This window comes from Adhaeribacter aquaticus DSM 16391 (genome assembly GCF_000473365.1).
Lineage (GTDB): Bacteria > Bacteroidota > Bacteroidia > Cytophagales > Hymenobacteraceae > Adhaeribacter > Adhaeribacter aquaticus.
The window spans coordinates 1,754,772-1,772,910 of sequence record NZ_KI421517.1 but is presented as its reverse complement, the minus strand read 5'-3'; the positions used below and the strand labels follow the sequence as shown (position 1 = coordinate 1,772,910).

The following is an 18,139-nucleotide window of genomic DNA, read 5'->3' as shown; positions in this document are numbered from 1 at the left end:
AATGACAGATATTGAGTTTGATATTATAGATGAATTATATTTTGTAACTCCTTTTAAAGATATTCTAGCCAATTTAGATTTGCCCCAAGAAGAATTAGGAGCTCAGCTCTTCTTATTAATGAAAAAAGGCTTCGTAAAAGCTTTTTACCCTGATCCGGATACTGAGGTGGAGCTAAATGAGGAGAGGTTCGAAAAGAAGTGTGTAAATTGTTTTTATCTGGCTACTAAAGCTGGTTTATTAGCCCATAATTCAAGATAAATGATGCAGCCCACCCAGATGGTTTCCAAACCCCCGTCTTATTACATTCGCAGGCGGTTAGGGCAAAATAAGCCAGCCATGTTTGGGTTATTCATTATAGTTGTGTCCGGTATTATTGCTTTACTGGGTTATTTAATATTACCCGATGCTACCACTAATGCCAATAACAGCATTGTGCAACTACAAAAGCAGCCTCCCGGTTTTTCGGTAATGGTATTAAAATTGCCTCTTGGCGAAAAGAAAAAATCGCCGAATATTCTGGAAAAAATGTTGTTTGGGAAGGAACAGGACTTTACTGAAATTCCAATTCAAAAATACACAATCTCAGGCGATTACATCATCATAACACCATTTGAGCAAAGCAACGCCTTCCCGGTCGGAGCGCAAAATCTTTCTTTAAAAAAACTATCTGCCAAAGCCAGCCGGGAACAACGGGTTAAACAATTTCTGGATAACCTTGTTTACCATAAAACTTACTGGTTGGGCACCGATAATGCTGGCAGGGATGTATTAAGCCGTTTGTTATTAGGTACCCGAATTTCATTGGGTATTGGTTTGGTGGCAGTACTAATATCAGTATTATTGGGTATTACGGTTGGAGCTATTGCTGGCTTTTTTGGTGGTTGGCTAGATAAGCTCATGATGTTCCTGATGACAGTAGTTTGGTCGGTGCCCGGAATTATGTTGGTGATAGCCATTTCCTTAGCTCTGAATAGTAAAGGGATATGGGTTTCTTTTGTGGCAGTTGGCCTAACTATGTGGGTAGATGTAGCGCGGGTAGTGCGCGGACAATTTTTAAGTTTAAAAGAAAAAACGTATATTGAGGCTGCAATGGTATTGGGCTTGCCTCAGTATCGCATAATTGTAAAGCATATTTTGCCTAACATGGTTGGCCCACTTATTGTTATAGCCACAGCAAATTTTGCCTCAGCTATATTAATGGAAGCGGGCTTAAGTTTTTTAGGATTAGGCGTTCAGCCACCGGCACCTTCCTGGGGGATGATGGTAAATGAAGGCTTTCAATTAATCGGAGCACGGGCCAGTTTATTTCTGGTTATTTTACCGAGCGGGTGTATTAGTTTATTGGTGTTGAGTTTTAATCTGCTCGGAAACGGGCTTCGTGATGCATATGACCCTAAAATCCTCCTTACCGGTACCGGCAGTTGAAGATGCCGACGTAAAGAAGGAATTAAACCTGAAGAAGTTGGAGCTTTCTGCTCTGTTGGAAATTACCCAGGCAATTAATAATAATTTGCCCGAGTATTCCTTGTATAAAATTTATCATTTTACTTTACTGGCCCAGTTGCACATAAACCGGCTTACTTTGTTTGTAAACGACGAGGAATGGGAGTGCAAGGTATGTTTTGGTACTCAGTTTAATTTTAATAAGCTTGATGCTTTACCAGATTGTATTACCGGCTTAACCGAAATTTCTTACGTTTCTGAATTAGGGCTAGATGAGCGCTGGAAAGAATTTGAACTAGCTATTCCAGTTTTCCAAAATGGTAAAATTCTGGCTTTTGTATTAATAGGTAATTCCCACGCTTATTATTCCGATATAGCGGCATTAGCCTTTGTGCAAACGATTAGCAATATTATTATTGTGGCCATGCAAAATCGCAAGTTAGCCCGCCAGCGGCTTGCGGAAGAAGCCATCAGAAATGAAATTAAAATTGCCCGTGATGTGCAAACCATGCTTTTTCCGAAAAGTTTGCCTAACGATAAGGAAGTAGCCGTACATGCCAGTTATATTCCTCATTCTTCTATTGGCGGCGATTATTATGATCTGGTAGAAATAAATGACGAGGAATTCCTGCTTTGTGTGGCAGATGTTTCAGGTAAGGGTGTTCCGGCTTCCTTACTTATGTCTAATTTTCAGGCTGGTTTACGTACTATTCTGCGGCAAACCAATGATCTGGTAAAAGTTGTAACGGAGCTTAACTTTCTTATATATAACAATGCGATAGCTGAAAAATTTATTACGTGTTTTTTGGCTATTTACAACCGGGAAACCCGCGAATTACGCTATGTAAATGCCGGGCATAATGCACCGGTCATTCTTTACGAAGATAATTCCTGCCGTTTATTGACAGAGGGCAGCACCATGCTTGGTATATTTGAGGAGCTTCCCTTTATTTCGGTTACAAAATTAATTGTGCCAAACAAAGCTATAGTGCTTTGTTATACAGATGGGTTAACGGAAGTATTTAATGTAGAAGAGGACGAATATGGCCTAGAGAATACAATTAAGTTTTTAAAAAACTCACGTTATTTAAGTCTTAAAAAATTGCACGAAGAACTCTTGGAAGAAATAAAAACGCACAACCAGGGTAGTACTTCTTTTCAAGACGATATTACCTTACTTTCTTGTCGGTTTAAATAAGCTAAGGCTTGGGATTGTTTAAAATAGTTTTTGAAAACAGACTAGCACTTTCATTAAATACATAAATAAAAGTTAATTAAATATATTACCTATAGTCATGTGTAAATTGGCTATAGGTATTTTTTTGTAGCTAATTAATCAGTTGCTTAATTTTTGCTTTTATTTAACTTACTTTGTTCTTTAAATTAATTGCCACTTATTAGCCTACATTTGATTTTATAAATGCGGTTTTACCATACGCCATTTTTTATTCAAAATATCTTATCAGGTTTTACCTGGCGTAAGGCAACTACTGCGAAAATAATATATCTTACTTTTGATGATGGACCTATTCCAGGAGTAACTGAGTTTGTGTTAGCGGAACTGGAAAAATACCTAGCCAAGGCTACTTTTTTTTGTGTAGGAGAAAACCTGGTCAGGCATCAGGAAATAGCAAATAAGATTATTGCAGCCGGGCATAAACTTGGTAATCACACCCATAACCATGTTAAGGGATGGCATACAACTGCCCCTAATTATGTAGCCAATATTAAATTGTGCCAGGAACAACTTAATAAGCTGAATAAAACCTCAACCTCCAAATTATTTAGGCCACCTCATGGGCGTTTAACTAGAGAACAGTTTAAATTGGTAAGGCCACTTTATGAAGTAATTATGTGGGATGTTCTAACTTACGATTTTGATGCAAGCTTGCTGCCGGACAAGTGCCTGAAAAAAGCAATTAAAAACACAAAGGCTGGTTCTATCGTTGTGTTTCATGATAGTTTAAAAGCCCGTCGGAATTTAGAATATACTTTGCCTCGTTACCTGGCATATTTTAATAACCTGGGCTACCGCTTCGAAAGCCTATGATGGTATCAGTTGTTTACTTTCTCTTGTTCTTTTCTATTTTTCTGGTGGTGCTTGTGTTGCACTTCCTAAACCATAAAAAGGCTCCGGCACCGGCTTCTGAAAAACCGTTGGTAAGTATTTTAATAGCTGTTCGGAATGAGGAAGCTACTATTTCTTCGTGTTTAGACGCTATTTCAAGGCTGGACTACCCGGTCGAAAAATTAGAAATACTGTTGGGTGATGATGCCTCCACTGATAATACCTTGGTGGTAATTAATAATTATATAAAAGATAAGGCTCAATTTAAGTGTATCCAAATAAAGGAGAAATTGGGCCAGGCAAAAGGCAAAGCTAATGTGTTGGCTCATTTAACCAAACAGGCTACTTCGGATTATTTTTTTATTACCGATGCAGATATTTCACTGCCTCCTAATTGGGTACAGAATATGTTGGGCGGGTTGGAAAATAATGTGGGCATAATTACTGGAATAACTACTATTAAAGGAGATTCTTTATTTCAACGCTTCCAAGCCATTGATTGGGTAAATGCATTAAGTTTAATGCAGGTAGTATCTAATCTAAATTTGCCGGTAAGCACCATGGGAAATAATATGCTTATTACCAGGCAAGCTTATGAAGCCACCGGAGGTTATGAAAACATGCCCTTTTCGGTTACCGAAGATGTACAACTGTTTAAAGCAGTTGTGAAAAAAGGATTTGGCTTTCTTAATATTTTTGATGTAGGTGTGTTGGCTCAATCGGCGCCGGCGCCCAATTGGCTAGTGTTGCTGCACCAGCGGAAGCGCTGGATGCAAGGCATCTGGCATTTGCCTTGGTATATGTCCTTGTTTTTAATTGTCTACGCGGCCTTTTATACTTTCTATTTACCTTTTGGCTTGTATACCTCCTGGCAAATAGTAGCGGGCATTTTTTTAGCGAAAGTGTTTTTGCAAACCCTATTCATTAACAGGAGCTTACAGTATTTAAAGTTACAATACCCCATCTGGCAATTAATTTTCTTTGAGTTTTATGTGATATTTGTGTCCTTGATCACCATTCTATTTTTTTTGCTTCCCGTAAAAGTGGCCTGGAAGGAAAGGAAATATTAAGTTTTATTCTTCGTTAAACACCAGGTATGTCTTCGCTTACTTACATAGATTCACACGCTCATATTTATTCTGAGCAATTCAAGGCAGACCGTGCCGATGCAATCCGGGTGGCTACCGAAGCAGGGGTGGCGCAAATCCTTATGCCCAATGTAGATCATACCTCTATTGATGAAATGTTGCAAACAGAGAGTGATCATCCGGGGGTTTGCTTGTCAATGATGGGGTTACATCCGTGTTCGGTACAAAAACATTTTGAAAAAGAACTTTATGAAATAGAATCGTGGTTAAGTAAGCGTAAGTTTATTGCAATCGGCGAAACCGGTATAGATTTATATTGGGATAAAACTTACCTAGCTCAACAACAGGAAGCGCTTAAAATTCAGGTAAACTGGGCAAAACAATACCAGATTCCTATAGTGTTGCACACCCGCGATGCTTTTAAGGAAACCTACGAAATTATTGCTGCCGCTCAGGATGGTTCACTTACCGGGGTATTTCATTGTTTTTCGGGTACACCCGAAGAAGTAGCTCAGGTGATGGAAATTGGCTTTTATGTAGGTATTGGTGGAGTAGCCACCTTTAAAAATGGCGGATTAGATAATATTTTACCCGACATACCTGCGGATAAAATATTGCTGGAAACTGATTGCCCGTATTTAGCACCAGTGCCTTATCGGGGCAAGCGTAACGAACCCGCCTATTTGCCTTTAATTGCCCAACGGGTAGCTGATCTTAAGAATTTACCATTAACAGAAGTGGCTGCAATTACAACGGCCAATTCAAAGAAATTATTTACTTTGTAAAATGGAATTACAAAAAGTCCATCTAAATACAGCATCTACGCTCGAGCCCGATGGCTCAGTGCTTGTTATATATACTGGCGGTACCATTGGTATGGTATCTGACCGCTCCGGGAGCCATTTGGTTCCTTTTAATTTTGAGGAAATAATGCATCGGATGCCGGAATTGCGGCAGCTTAATATTTCAATTTCGGTTATTAGCTATACCGAGCCAATTGATTCTTCTAATGTAACCGAAGAAGATTGGATCATGCTTGCCTCTATTATTCGGGATAATTACGAGGAGTATGATGGGTTTGTAGTATTGCATGGTACCGATACCATGGCCTATACTGCCTCGGCCCTAAGTTACTTGCTGGAGAATTTACAAAAGCCAATAATTTTTACGGGAGCCCAGGTGCCTATTGGTAAACCACGGACGGATGCCCGGGAAAATTTAGTTACGGCTCTGGAAATTGCTGTTTCTACCCGTACTGGTCGTTGTATTGTTCCTGAAGTTTGTATTTACTTTGGTAATTTATTATTACGGGGCAATCGGTCTAAAAAGGTAGAAAGCAGCCATTTTAATGCTTTTAAATCAGTAAACTATCCGGCATTGGCCATGGCTGGGGTAAATATAGAATATCGCCCTATGCTGATTCGTTCTTTACCAAAAGGCCCGTTTATTGTGCACCAGCAATTGGAACGTAACATCGTTAGGCTTAAATTATTTCCCGGCTTGGCAGAACGAGTTATTCGAAACTTATTAGCTACCAAAGGCTTAAAAGGAGTTGTGCTGGAAAGCTATGGTTCTGGTAATGCACCTACCGCCCAATGGTTTTTAAATGCCATGCAAGAGGCTATTAACCGGGGGACATTTATTCTAAATGTCAGCCAATGCGACGGTGGACGGGTAGAACAAGGGCGTTACCAGACGAGCCAATATTTACAGGAAATGGGCGTAATTGGCGGGGCGGATATAACCAGTGAAGCGGCAGTAACAAAATTAATGTACGTATTAGGTTTAGGGTTACCAAGAGAAGAAACCCGTAAGTTGCTGGAAAGCAATCTGCGCGGAGAAATTTCAGAAGAACCTATATAAGTTATTAGGGTTTGTAGAAGTAAGGCTTGTTTTCTGGCTAATTTTTGTCTTACTTTGCACCCACAAACAGAGAGGTGTCCGAGTGGTTGAAGGAGCACGCCTGGAAAGTGTGTATACCTCAAAAGGGTATCGTGGGTTCGAATCCCATCCTCTCTGCAACCTAATCCCATAAATTGTTAATATTTAGCATTTTATGGGATTTCTTCATTTTATCGGATACAAGTTAGGTACAAAACGCCTGATTAAATGGCATATTTACTAAGCCTTATTTCTAAAAATAGATATAAGAATTAATCCCAACAACCTATAAACTCAAGTTCTAAAGTTTCCTTTTTACACTTTGGGCAATGCCAATATTTTTTACTTTGTAAGTATTCATCAGTTGGAATGCTGAACATTCTTTCTATTTCTCCACCTTCAATGCCTTCTTTATAGAACTTCATTTTCTTTCGGCATTTTGAACATCTGGTGGAGATTTTATTTTTATCTCTTCCAGATACCAAACCACAAGAATCACAAAACGCAGGTTCTATTATCTTACCTGTTTCAAAGTATTTAAAACCGATCCCCTGATAAATCTGATTAGTTTTAACCCGCATTGGCAATTTGCTGTAATTAGATTACCCATTTAGAAAAGAATTGACGTTGTTGTTTCCATAGTTAGTCTAACTTTAATAAACATTATAAACAAAAAGCTTTAGAAGTAGGTATCTTGAAATATAGTTATATAATCTATTTAGTGATGAGTTATAAACTTACTGTGGTAGCAAGTTCAAATGAAACTTCATTGGAGTCTTAAGATAAGAAGTATTCTAATATTTAGATTAAATTATCTTATTTTAAGTAAAGTGCTTTTTTAATAAATTTAATCTTTCTATATTTTCCAATCTTCCACCACATAACCTATTCATTATGGACTTTATAGATTTAATCAAAGCATTATCAGAAAAAGTATCCAGATTAAAAGATAGTATTCAGACAGAAGAAGCTACTAAGAATGCTTTTATAATGCCCTTTATAGCTGCACTAGGTTATGATGTATTTAATCCACATGAAGTGGTACCAGAATTTGTAGCTGATTTAGGCATCAAGAAAGGGGAGAAGGTTGATTACTGCATCATGAAGGATGATAAACCAGTCATCATTGTAGAATGTAAACACTGGAAAGAGGATTTAAATGTTCATAATTCTCAACTACATCGATATTTTCATGTAACCACTTCTAAGTTTGGTATTCTGACTAATGGTGTTACCTATAAATTCTATACTGACTTAGTAGAACCTAACAAAATGGATGATAAACCATTCTGGGAGTTTACTATGACTGATATATCAGATGCTACTGTTGCAGAACTTAAGAAGTACCACAAGAATATATTTGACATAGAAAATATTCTTAATGCTGCTACTGAGCTGAAATATAACAGAGAAATTAAAAAGATAATGTTGGATGAAATGAACAATCCAACGGATGCCTTTGTACGGCATTTTGCCAAGCAGATTCATACTGGTATTCTGACAGCAAAAGTTATGGAACAATTCACTGGTGTAGTCAAAAAATCATTAAATCAACTTGTAAGTGATATGATTAGTGATAGGTTAAAATCAGCTTTACAAACGGAAACCAATAGAGAATATTCGGATGTGGTTTCTTCAGCACCAGAAAAAGATGTGGTATTAACTGTATCTGAACCTGAATCCAAAATAGTAACTACTGAGATTGAAAAAGAAGCATTCTTTATCGTTAAGTCTATTCTTAGAACCCAGTTTGATGCTAATAGAATTGTATATAGAGATGCGCAAAGCTATTTTAGTGTACTTATAGATGATAATAATAGAAAGCCTGTATGTCGGTTATATTTAGATGGAAGTAAAAAGGGCATTGTTTTATTTGATGAGAATAGAAAAGAAATTAAATATGAAATAAAAACCATAGATGATATATATACCCATTCGGATCAATTAATTGCAACAGCTATGGGTTATGATAATAAAAAAGTAGCCAATTAAATGGTTCAAATATAAACCTATTGCTAGTTTCTTAATCCAAGCTAGCAAGCATGAGGTTCTGATATTATAAAAGGTAGTTCTAGAAATAGGCTACCTTTATTGTTTTTTAGCTGTAATTGATGACATTTTTGTATTTGCTTCTGGCTAAAACGTCATACTAATTATAAATATTTTTATATTTTTAAAACTTCTTGTGATGGTTTTAAGTATGAGGGATTTATGGACTTGTTTATAATTTTTTCAAATGAAGATGCTAAAATTGAGACAAATATGGATTTGGAGTTTATCCAAGTTGTCTGGTTAAAACATCCTAAAAGTGAAAGTTTTAAAGAAATCATCCTGAAGGCTCATTCATTTGCCAACCAGTACGGCTTAACTAATTGGCTTTGTGATATGCGGCAATTATTATTTTTGGATATTGCAGATCAAAACTGGCTGGTTAATGAAATTTTTACCAGTTTCAATCCTGCCCAACAACACGAACTGGCTTATGTTATATCGGAACTGGGTTTAGAATTGATGACGACTATTCGAATTCATAACCTAGTTAAAGTTAACACAGAGTTAAGTAAATACCTGAAAGTGGAAATTTTCTTTGAGCCGGAAATTGCTTTAAAATGGCTATTTGATATAACTAAAGTTGTTTAATTTCTGTTAGGCTTCTGATGATAATACAAGCGACGAATCCTTCTACCAAATATTGCAGATAGCCTTTTCCACTTTTAATAATTATTTGAATAATTTAAAAAAGAACTATAAGGATCTTTATCTCTAATGTTATCCAATAAAGGTTAAGGAGAATCTTCTAGAAGTATTGTTTAAGTGAAATGGACGCAAAGCCATAGTCAAGAATAATAACTTAACATTTGAGTTCAGGCCTTTTAAGGTTCTCTAGTCCAGTAGAATTGGGGGCTGTTTTCTTCCGGACTTAAGTAAAATTTGTTAATGCAATTAATTGTAGTTTTCAGTAATCATTCTCCTATTACTTCGGCTTAAAAGGTTTTTTCTTTGCTCCAGCAGATAAACATATTTAAAATAAGTTTCTATCTTAAATATATCATTTTCTGGCCTTAACAACTGTCTTACATAAAGGAGTTTTTCTTCTACTTCTTTGTAACTAAAACCTACAATTTCTTTTTCTGTTAAATTAACCATAAGCTTTACCATAATTAAGATGACACAAAAGAGAACTAATTAATGAGTTATTGGCAATACAATTTTTTAATTGAAGGACTAATATATACAAGGTTTCATATTAAAGCAAATTTTTTTTCATTCTTCACGTGTAAATAATTAATAAAAATAAATTAGGAGAAAAACATATAATGTAAATTATAATGAGTTGAATTAAATAAAGTTACTAGCATAAGTTATAAATTGCGGGCAGGTTGTGATCCGCTTTAGCAAGATCAATAATATTTATTACTCTTCTGTTTTTAAGGAAGATGTGGTTTTTTGGTCTGATCAAAAAAATATTATTGTAACTATTGCTAAGGATTACGGTGAGTTGATTATTTCATTTTTCTTTACATGAATAAAGTTGTCCTCTGTCTTATTATTTTCTTCTTTTCTGCATTTGCTGTTTATAGCCAATCTGCTGACTCTATTGGAGTAAAAAAGAAATATTTTACGGACAGATTAGCAGGCAACATTACTTTAGATGGTATTCCAGATGAAGATGCCTGGAATAAGGTTGAATGGGGAGGAGATTTTACGCAATGGCAACCAAATGAAGGGAAAGCACCTTATCAGCCGACCAGTTTTAAAATTTTATACGATGAGAAGTTTCTTTATATAGCCTATCGGTGCCATGATGTAGCCCCGGATTCTATTGTGAAAAGGATGGGACGGCGCGATGAATTTCCAGGAGATTGGATTGAAGTAAACATAGATAGTTATCATGATTTGCGTACAGCTTTTTCATTTACCTTATCTGTTTCAGGTGTAAGAAACGATGAATTTGTATCTAACGATGGCAATGGGTGGGATGCGAGCTGGAACCCAATCTGGTTTGCCAAAACCCATGTAGACGATAAAGGCTGGACCGGTGAAATAAAAATACCGTTTAGTCAGCTCCGGTATGGAAAGGATCAGGAGAAGGTGTGGGGCCTTCAAATTACCAGAAGGTTGTTCCGGAAAGAAGAACGATCTACCTGGCAATATATTCCGCAAAATTCTGGCGTTTGGGTAAGCCGCTTTGGCGAATTACATGGGATTAAAAATATCCCGATGTACCGGCAGATAGAACTTGCACCTTATGTAACAGCACAAACCGATAGGTATAAAAAAGAACCTGGAAATCCATTTGCTACAGGCTCAGACCAAAAAATAAATGTTGGCCTAGATGGTAAATTTGCCGTTACCAACGATCTGATTCTGGATTTTACGGTTAATCCGGATTTTGGGCAAGTAGAGGCTGATCCGTCGCAGGTGCGGATAGATGGCTTCCAGAATTTTTTTGCTGAACGCAGACCTTTTTTTATTGAGAGCCGCAATATTTTTGACTATCGTTTAACCGGGTCGGAGGCCGGCGGCGATTATGATAGTGATTTATTGTTCTATTCCCGTCGGATTGGAAGTTCTCCTCACCGGTATCCTAACTTAAAAAATGGAGAATTCGCTCATGTGCCTCAAAACACTTCTATATTAGGAGCAGCTAAGTTTAGCGGAAAAACCAAGAAAGGCTGGAGTATTGGTATTCTGGAAAGTGTAACGCAACGGGAGTGGGCCACCATTGATTCTAAAGGCGAGCGAAGGACAGAATTAGTAGAGCCGCTCACTAATTATTTTGTTGGAAGGTTACAAAAGGATATCAAATCTGGTAATACTATAATTGGCGGTATTATAACCGGGGTAAACCGGCAAAAAGGACTGAATGATCTTTTACATCAAAATGCGTTTTCTGGTGGGTTAGATTTTTTACAGTATTGGAAAAACCGGACCTGGTACGTAAGAGGCAATTTGGTTTTTAGTCATGTACAAGGTAGTACGCAGGCTATTTTGCGAACCCAGACCAGTTTTGAGCATCTTTTTCAACGCCAGGGAGCGCCTGAAGTAAGTTTAGATAGCAGCCGGACCTCGCTTACGGGTATGGGTGGTACAGTACGGTTTGGTAAAATAGGCGGTAAGTCTGGCAGGCTGGGCCAGATTTTTAAATTTGAAACGGGTCTTACTTTCCGATCTCCGGAGTTGGAGCTGAATGATATTGGATTTATGCTTACGGCTAATGAGATAAATCATTTTACCTGGGCCGGTTTTCACTATCCTAAATCTTTTTCTTTCTTCCGGAGTGCCCGGCTTAACTATAACCATTGGTCGCGCTGGGACTTTGGCGGGCAGTTTTTGTATCAGGCATTCAATTTTAATGCACATGCCAATTTCAAAAATAACTGGCAGGTTGGTACTGGATTAACCTGGAACCCTTTTGATATTTCCAATAACGCCCTAAGAGGTACTTTGTCTATGCGCCGGCCGGCCGGATTAGGACATAATGTTTACGTTACCAGCGATACCCGAAAAAAGATATTTGTAAATGCTCATATGTTTCATTTTTGGGGATTTGAAAATGCCCTAAAAGGCTATGATTATGGTTTGTCTTTTACTGTTCAGCCTTTTGATGCACTTCGCATAGGTTTGAGCAGCAATTACTCCTATAATTGGCGGAGACAGGATCAGTTTGTTAGTACAGTAAACTATCAGAATTCGCTTAAAACAATAGTAGGAGAGGTAAAACAAAATACCTTAAGATTTACCGGTCGGATAAGTTATAACATTACGCCTGACCTTACCCTGCAGTATTATGGACAGCCTTATATTACGCGGCCCCTTTATAACCATTTTGCTTATGTAGCCAATCCGATGGCTAAAAAATATGACGACCGGTTCTATGTGCTTGCGCCAAACCAGATTAGTTTTCAGGAGGGGAAATATTGGGTAGATGAGAATGGAGATGGTAACCCGGACTACAACTTCAATAAACCAGATTTTAACTTTGTGCAACTACGCTCCAACCTGATTGTTCGGTGGGAATACAAACCAGGTTCTGAGTTATATTTGGTATGGGCTCAGGGCAACACCCCAAATGCGGCTTCTGATTTAAATACGCCTCTGGCTACTAGTTTATTTGATAATGCCTTTGCCGACCAGGCCCGCAATAACTATTTAATTAAATGGACTTACCGTTTCCTAAAGTAAAAAGCGGTGGGATCAATTTTCTACTGGTGAACTACCATCCTTTTTGCTTTATCAACTACGGGTTCTAATAATCTAACATTTAGATGTTTCTGCCTACCTGTTTTTCCCTTATAATAAAATATTTTAAAAAGTTTAAATAAGACCAACAAGGGCAGAGGAATAATTTTTCTTTAGTTTCGCAGCATAATAACCTTTATTATTTACGTTTAATGCATAACAGCTTTAACCTTTAAGAGGTATATGTAAAAATGATACTACTACTTAATTTAATACTTTAGCAATTCAATTACAAAAGTCTTTATTATTTTTAGAGTCGTAAAGAGCAAACCTGTCCTTAGTTTCCAATAATGAAAAAGATCTTTTTCCTGTTATCTTTCATTTTACTTTTAATAAATAAACCATTCGCACAACAAGTAACTACTACTGAAAATGCCAATCCTCCTGCAGCCCAGGCTAATCCCATGAAAATTGCTTTTCCAAACCAGCCGGGATGGAATGTAGTAAAGGAAGGGCAAAAGCTGCAATTTGAAGTAAAAGCTTCTGGGGGAACGGGTAGTAGAAATATATATTCTATTACTCAAGGCCGGATAGAAGGAATGGAATTTGATTCATTAGGTCGCTTTTCTTGGGTGCCTAGCTTTGAAATAGTAGACCGCCTGAATAAAAGCCGTACGCTTCAGGTACTCTTTGATGTAAGTAATGAAAAAGACGAACGAGTAAGTCAGGTAATTGATATAGTAGTAGAAAACGTTAACCGGCCACCGTCGGTAGGGGAGCTTAAACCTTTTTATGTTCAGTACAATACAAATAATGTGTATACTATAGAGGCTACTACCATTAAAGATGAGGATAACGATCCGACTATCTTTGTGCCTATATTAGCCAATATGCCAGAAGGCGCAAAATTATCTGCTCAGGGTGAATTTTCCTGGAAGCCTTCCATGACGCAATTTAACCGGCTTAGGACTACCCCTATAGTACTGGAGTTTTTTGTGGAAGATCAGCCTGCCAAGGCCCGCACCAAAGGCCAGTTTAAGATAGAAGTAACCCAACAAGATTTACCGCCAAGTTTGTTGTTGATTCCTTCTCAGAAAAGGTTTAGGTTTAAAGAAGATGCTACCCTGAATCTAAAGTTTCAGCTAAACGATCCGAACGGAGAAAGTGATATTGCTTCCTTTAGTTTCAGTTCTGAAAGCCCGGCCGTTCCATTAAATGCGCTGGTAAAAAATACGCCTTCCCAATACGAGTTTATTTGGAAACCAGGCTATGACTTTGTTAAAGATCCGCTTGATTCAGTGTCCTTTAATATCACCTTTTTTGTAATTGATAAGTCCCATAAACAACAAGAACGAACCATTACTTTCTCCGTTCTAAATGCGGTAAACGAAGCTGAAAATGATCAGAAGCTTTATATGGCTTATCGGGGCTCATTAGCTAAGGCTTGGGACCTGATGGAACAATTAAAGGATGCAGAAAAAGATTTAAAGCGTAAATACTCCAGAGCCAGAAAAGGTAAAAAGGCACGTTCGGTTACTACAGCCACCCTGGGAGCGGGTACAGGTATTACTCCTGTAGTTATAGATGTGCCAGCTACTACCAAAAAAGTTACCACTATTGGCGGTACTTTGGTTATGACCATTGGTACGTTGGAAGCAACCGAAGTCATCGGGCGTTCTACCAAAGATTTAGTAGATCGATTAAATTATATTATAGAGAAGCGAAATGAGCTGCAAACTAAAGGTGATATTTTTGCCCGGAAATACGCCTTAAAATCTTCTCGGAGGCGACCAGAATTTACGAAAGAAATGGATGACTTTATGGTAGCCTTGAATTTAAAAGGTTTAGTAGCCTTAGAGCTTGATTCGAGCTGGAAAAATAAAAATAAAGCTACTAACGAAAACATTAATAAAACCTTTAAAGATTTTAATCCCGAAAATTAAAGAAGCACCTCTAGTGTCTTTCGGCACTGGGTTTTAAGTATCATATAGAAGGAATGAAAATTCTTTCCTTAGCTAGAAAAAAAGCGATGGTCCCTTTTACTAATAAAAGGGACCATCGCTTTTTATTTAAAGTAGTGTTAGATATCTTCTTATTATCGACCAGTAAAATGAAAATAGCTATGAGGATTCTTTAATAGGCAGGTATAGCAGTTAATATAAAAAAGGCTACCCAAGGAGCAGCCTTTTCCTACCAAACAAACATAAACAATGAAAAGTTAAGTATTAAAAAGTATGGTACTTTAATACGAGTCTTTAGGGCAGTGGTTGTGCAGGAAATTCTTGTATTAAATGGTATAAGTTCCAGGATTGCCGGAGTTTTAAATCATTACCGCCGCAAGGGCAGCATAACCAAGTTATTGGAGTAGATTAAAGATAGTGAATAAGCATTAGTGCTGCTTGTAAAAAAAGTTTTATCTTGTTTTATTGGCTTAGTTTCTATCGATAATGCACAAAAATGGCCAGCTCCATGGATTGTTATTCTATAAGCTTTAAATTGATGTAAAGCATAGAATTTTCCATCTTTTACGATGAAACTACAAGACGCCTAAGGCAACAATTATTTAAAGATTTATTAGTGTAAACCCAATGCCAGGTGCCGGATTTACTTATTGAAAGTGTTAATGAGCGGGAGGCGTAAAAAAAGCTATGCAGTAGGCTTTTCAGCTTGTAACCACTATAAATGGACTGTACCTGCTTGTATAGTATTAAGGTAGTTTGAATAAAAGCATCAGGAGGTTTTATAGTTTTAAAACCTAAAAAATGGTTGGCAAGAAGAAAGTATTTCTATCGGTTTGCCTGCTTATTATTGGGTAAAAATTATTGTATTGAGATAAGTAATGTATGACTACTTCATTTCTCTCTGAATGAGGTAATTTATTTGGTCACTTAATTTGTTGCTAATTAATTTTATTTCTTCCGTTGTATAAAGAGCCATATCTAAATTCTTGATAAACTCTACAGTCTCCCGGCACGATGCAAAATCTGCTTCGCTTATTTTTTTAAGAACTTCCTCTACCTGGATCTTATTTTCCACTAATATTCTCATCTTATGCCATGAACAGGGAGCCCTAGTAGAAAATTCCTAAACTATTAAAGATCAGTATTTTTCGGTGTAAATCAGTATCTGCCGAAAAAGTTGGACTCTTTGCCCTTGAAAGCAGCCAGAAATACGGTAAGGAAAGATAAAAATGTTAGTTTTATAATATATACAATTATATTAAGCTTCTAGTGAAATATTTTTAATGAAGGCGCTTTTCTAGGTATTATACTTTAAATAAAACTAGAACTACTTAATTTTGAATTAATTAGAAAATTAAAAATAAGTGAAAGTGCTACAAGTTTATTTGAAAAGTATAAAACATTTTACCTAATATCAAGTTTAATTCCCTAAGAAATAAGGATGGATGTGGAGCTCTGATTAGTCCGTAAAAGAGCAGCCTTACCAGAGGCAAGGAAGTTGGAGGCGGGCGGCCAATCACATTGGGAATACAAACACAAAAGCACTTCTTCCGGGAAGTGCTTTTTTTATGCTTGTATTTGATTCTTTATCTGGTTAATCGGGAAGCTATTTCTTCAAAGGTTTGTCTTTGATTTTCCAGGTCTTTTGCTGTTACACTTTTTCGTAAATCAAGTCGGGTAAATACATGCAAATCAGAATCTACCATGCTTACTTCAATCGGCTTGTTATCAGAGGTCTTAATGCCTTTATATAACATAACAGCGCTAACAGGATCAGCCGTTTCATCTATCTTGGATTTATATACTTTGAGTTGGCTGCCGGCCGGTAATACTATACCTTTTTCTAAATCTTTCCGAACCAGATTAATCAGCTCCCTAAGTTCTTTAAGCGTTTCGTAAGGCCGAAAGTGGTAGTAATGTTTGTCTTCTTCGGTGGTATTATCGGCTTCTATATAACCCACCACCGGACCAGCCACCCCCACCAAGGTTAAAAATTTATCAGAAGGAACTACAATGGGATCAATCAAGAAAATGTTTTTCGGTTTTACCCGGTTGTTAAAAAAACCATTGGCAATCATTTCGGTTATGATGGCGCATCCGGTAGAAGAGCCGGCCAGGCTAATATTTTGATAACCGGCTTGTTCTAATCGGGTGTATTCTTCTTCCACTGGTTTTCGCCAATCTTCCCAACTGGCGTTTTTAAAATCTTCATAAGTGCGACCGTGACCGCCCATTAAAACCTGAGATATGGAAAAATCATTCCGGTTGCCAGACCACTTCCGAAATTCATCCCACTCAAACGTAGAAGCGCTGTAACCATGGATGGCTACAATGACAGGCTTTTGTGCATCGGCAGGAGAGGGGCTAGGTTTGGCTAATGAAACCAGGTACTTTTCGGGTTGGTAAACAGATGGATCAAAAACCACTTCACCATCCAGCATTGTATCCGTGATTTTAGGTTCTTTTTCACAACCTGCTAAAACCAGGAACAAAAAGAATAAGGTAGCAAACTGTTTCATTTGGAGTGGTGGTTAAATAAATTCCAGTAAATACTTAGGTGATAAAAAATGGGATAGAGGGTGCCTGGACTGTCGGATCCATCTCCAGTAATTAAATTATATCCTAAAGCACTTTCAAATTTGAGTCTATTATGCAGTGGGATAGCCAAACCAAATTCAGTAGACAATAAAGGAGAAGAATTAGCCAAATCTTTAAAAATAGCAGATTCATAATCAGCACGAAATAAACCTACATTGGCCCGTAATAAGGGTTGTATAGTGCGGTTCACCCTGAAATTATAGGAGCCCGATAAAAAAAGATTATCTTGTTTGATGGCATTTGACCGGATGGCGGAGCCTAAACGACTACTTACATAGGTCAATCCAACTGTTATATGTTTATTTAATACAGCAGGATTACCATACTGGAATGAGAACCCGTTTTCATGGTATAAGTTTAGGGTTTTTTGAAACCGCATTCCAAAGTGCAGAGAGGAACTTTGGCCATAGGTATTACCGGACAATAACCAGAAAAAACTAAGTAATAAAAAGTATGTGGAGTATCTCCGGAGTATATCTTTAACCATTGGCAAAAAGTGGTTGTTTGTCTATATTGTTGATTTGGTTGCTGCTAGGTATAAAATAAGCTTTGGAAAGATAATAATAATTTTTAAAAAATAGTATACTACCGGTAATGTACAGGGGGTGCCAATGATTGGAAACAATTAGCTATTTAAAATTAAGTTGCTTTAAGTTTTAGATTGGTGGAGCGTACTTTTAATAGTTCCAGGATCAGTTATTCAAGCATTCAAAATTATATCTACAAAAATATCTCCCTTCTACACGGTCTGTTACATTCTAAAGTTAATACTAATTAAAAGTGAAATTAACATTAAGAACCATATCAATATTTGTAAGGGAAAACAAAATAAACAAACCAGTATGCTTCCTTGAAGGCTAGTTATATGGAAGTCATGGAGCTAAATAAATATTAAAAAATCTTTATATAAAAGTAA

The 18,139-nt window shown here is 37.1% G+C and carries 16 protein-coding genes and 1 tRNA gene; 12 read left to right on the top strand and 5 right to left on the bottom strand.

Annotation, left to right across the window (positions count from 1 at the left end; translation table 11 throughout):
• Position 1 precedes the first annotated feature (1 nt).
• The 8 genes from ADHAQ_RS0109910 to ADHAQ_RS0109875 all read left to right on the top strand — a co-directional run bounded on the left by ADHAQ_RS0109910 (position 2) and on the right by ADHAQ_RS0109875 (position 6,619).
• Complete coding sequence (locus ADHAQ_RS0109910; RefSeq protein WP_026462793.1) at positions 2–259, top strand: hypothetical protein; 258 nt, start codon at positions 2–4, stop codon at positions 257–259.
• Positions 260–1,426 (top strand): ABC transporter permease, encoded by a 1,167-nt coding sequence (locus tag ADHAQ_RS0109905; RefSeq protein ID WP_245590593.1) that lies wholly within the window; start codon positions 260–262, stop codon positions 1,424–1,426.
• Positions 1,389–2,642, top strand: coding sequence for a PP2C family protein-serine/threonine phosphatase (locus ADHAQ_RS0109900; RefSeq protein WP_026462791.1), 1,254 nt, complete (start codon positions 1,389–1,391; stop codon positions 2,640–2,642). Before ADHAQ_RS0109905 ends, ADHAQ_RS0109900 begins: the two co-directional genes overlap by 38 nt.
• Before the next feature lie 222 nt (positions 2,643–2,864).
• On the top strand, positions 2,865–3,494 hold the full coding sequence (locus ADHAQ_RS0109895) for a polysaccharide deacetylase family protein (protein WP_026462790.1): 630 nt from the start codon (positions 2,865–2,867) through the stop codon (positions 3,492–3,494).
• Positions 3,491–4,582: a glycosyltransferase gene (locus ADHAQ_RS0109890; RefSeq protein ID WP_051359832.1), complete on the top strand. Its 1,092-nt coding sequence runs from the start codon at positions 3,491–3,493 to the stop codon at positions 4,580–4,582. Before ADHAQ_RS0109895 ends, ADHAQ_RS0109890 begins: the two co-directional genes overlap by 4 nt.
• A gap of 26 nt (positions 4,583–4,608) precedes the next feature.
• Positions 4,609–5,385, top strand: a complete 777-nt coding sequence (locus tag ADHAQ_RS0109885) for a TatD family hydrolase (protein ID WP_026462788.1) — start codon at positions 4,609–4,611, stop codon at positions 5,383–5,385.
• A gap of 1 nt (position 5,386) precedes the next feature.
• A complete protein-coding gene (locus ADHAQ_RS0109880) occupies positions 5,387–6,463 on the top strand; it encodes an asparaginase (protein WP_026462787.1) in 1,077 nt (358 codons plus the stop codon).
• Between the two features lie 68 nt (positions 6,464–6,531).
• Positions 6,532–6,619: transfer RNA gene (locus ADHAQ_RS0109875), tRNA-Ser, on the top strand.
• 134 nt (positions 6,620–6,753) lie between these two features.
• Here ADHAQ_RS0109875 and ADHAQ_RS0109870 read toward each other — a convergent pair.
• Positions 6,754–7,062, bottom strand: a complete 309-nt coding sequence (locus tag ADHAQ_RS0109870; RefSeq protein ID WP_026462786.1) for a hypothetical protein — start codon at positions 7,060–7,062, stop codon at positions 6,754–6,756.
• A 313-nt stretch (positions 7,063–7,375) separates the two neighbouring features.
• Between ADHAQ_RS0109870 and ADHAQ_RS0109865 the strand changes: the two genes are divergently transcribed.
• Both ADHAQ_RS0109865 and ADHAQ_RS0109860 read left to right on the top strand, forming a co-directional pair.
• The gene (locus ADHAQ_RS0109865) at positions 7,376–8,473 is read left to right on the top strand and encodes a type I restriction endonuclease (protein ID WP_026462785.1); all 1,098 of its coding nucleotides are present in this window, start codon (positions 7,376–7,378) and stop codon (positions 8,471–8,473) included.
• Positions 8,474–8,692: 219 nt separating this feature from the next.
• Positions 8,693–9,121, top strand: coding sequence for a hypothetical protein (locus ADHAQ_RS0109860; RefSeq protein WP_026462784.1), 429 nt, complete (start codon positions 8,693–8,695; stop codon positions 9,119–9,121).
• Between the two features lie 303 nt (positions 9,122–9,424).
• Here ADHAQ_RS0109860 and ADHAQ_RS0109855 read toward each other — a convergent pair whose 3' ends face one another.
• Positions 9,425–9,628, bottom strand: a complete 204-nt coding sequence (locus ADHAQ_RS0109855) for a hypothetical protein (protein WP_026462783.1) — start codon at positions 9,626–9,628, stop codon at positions 9,425–9,427.
• Positions 9,629–10,003: 375 nt separating this feature from the next.
• Between ADHAQ_RS0109855 and ADHAQ_RS0109845 the strand changes: the two genes are divergently transcribed.
• The gene (locus tag ADHAQ_RS0109845) at positions 10,004–12,667 is read left to right on the top strand and encodes a DUF5916 domain-containing protein (RefSeq protein ID WP_026462782.1); all 2,664 of its coding nucleotides are present in this window, start codon (positions 10,004–10,006) and stop codon (positions 12,665–12,667) included.
• A gap of 347 nt (positions 12,668–13,014) precedes the next feature.
• A complete protein-coding gene (locus tag ADHAQ_RS0109840) occupies positions 13,015–14,607 on the top strand; it encodes a hypothetical protein (protein WP_026462781.1) in 1,593 nt (530 codons plus the stop codon).
• Positions 14,608–15,511: 904 nt separating this feature from the next.
• Here the strand turns inward: ADHAQ_RS0109840 and ADHAQ_RS0109835 are convergent.
• The 3 genes from ADHAQ_RS0109835 to ADHAQ_RS0109825 form a co-directional block, all read right to left on the bottom strand.
• Positions 15,512–15,700 (bottom strand): hypothetical protein, encoded by a 189-nt coding sequence (locus ADHAQ_RS0109835; protein WP_169727992.1) that lies wholly within the window; start codon positions 15,698–15,700, stop codon positions 15,512–15,514.
• A gap of 511 nt (positions 15,701–16,211) precedes the next feature.
• Positions 16,212–17,144 (bottom strand): alpha/beta hydrolase, encoded by a 933-nt coding sequence (locus ADHAQ_RS0109830; protein WP_026462779.1) that lies wholly within the window; start codon positions 17,142–17,144, stop codon positions 16,212–16,214.
• A complete protein-coding gene (locus ADHAQ_RS0109825; RefSeq protein ID WP_157433390.1) occupies positions 17,141–17,602 on the bottom strand; it encodes a hypothetical protein in 462 nt (153 codons plus the stop codon). Before ADHAQ_RS0109825 ends, ADHAQ_RS0109830 begins: the two co-directional genes overlap by 4 nt.
• Between the last annotated feature and the right edge of the window lie 537 nt (positions 17,603–18,139).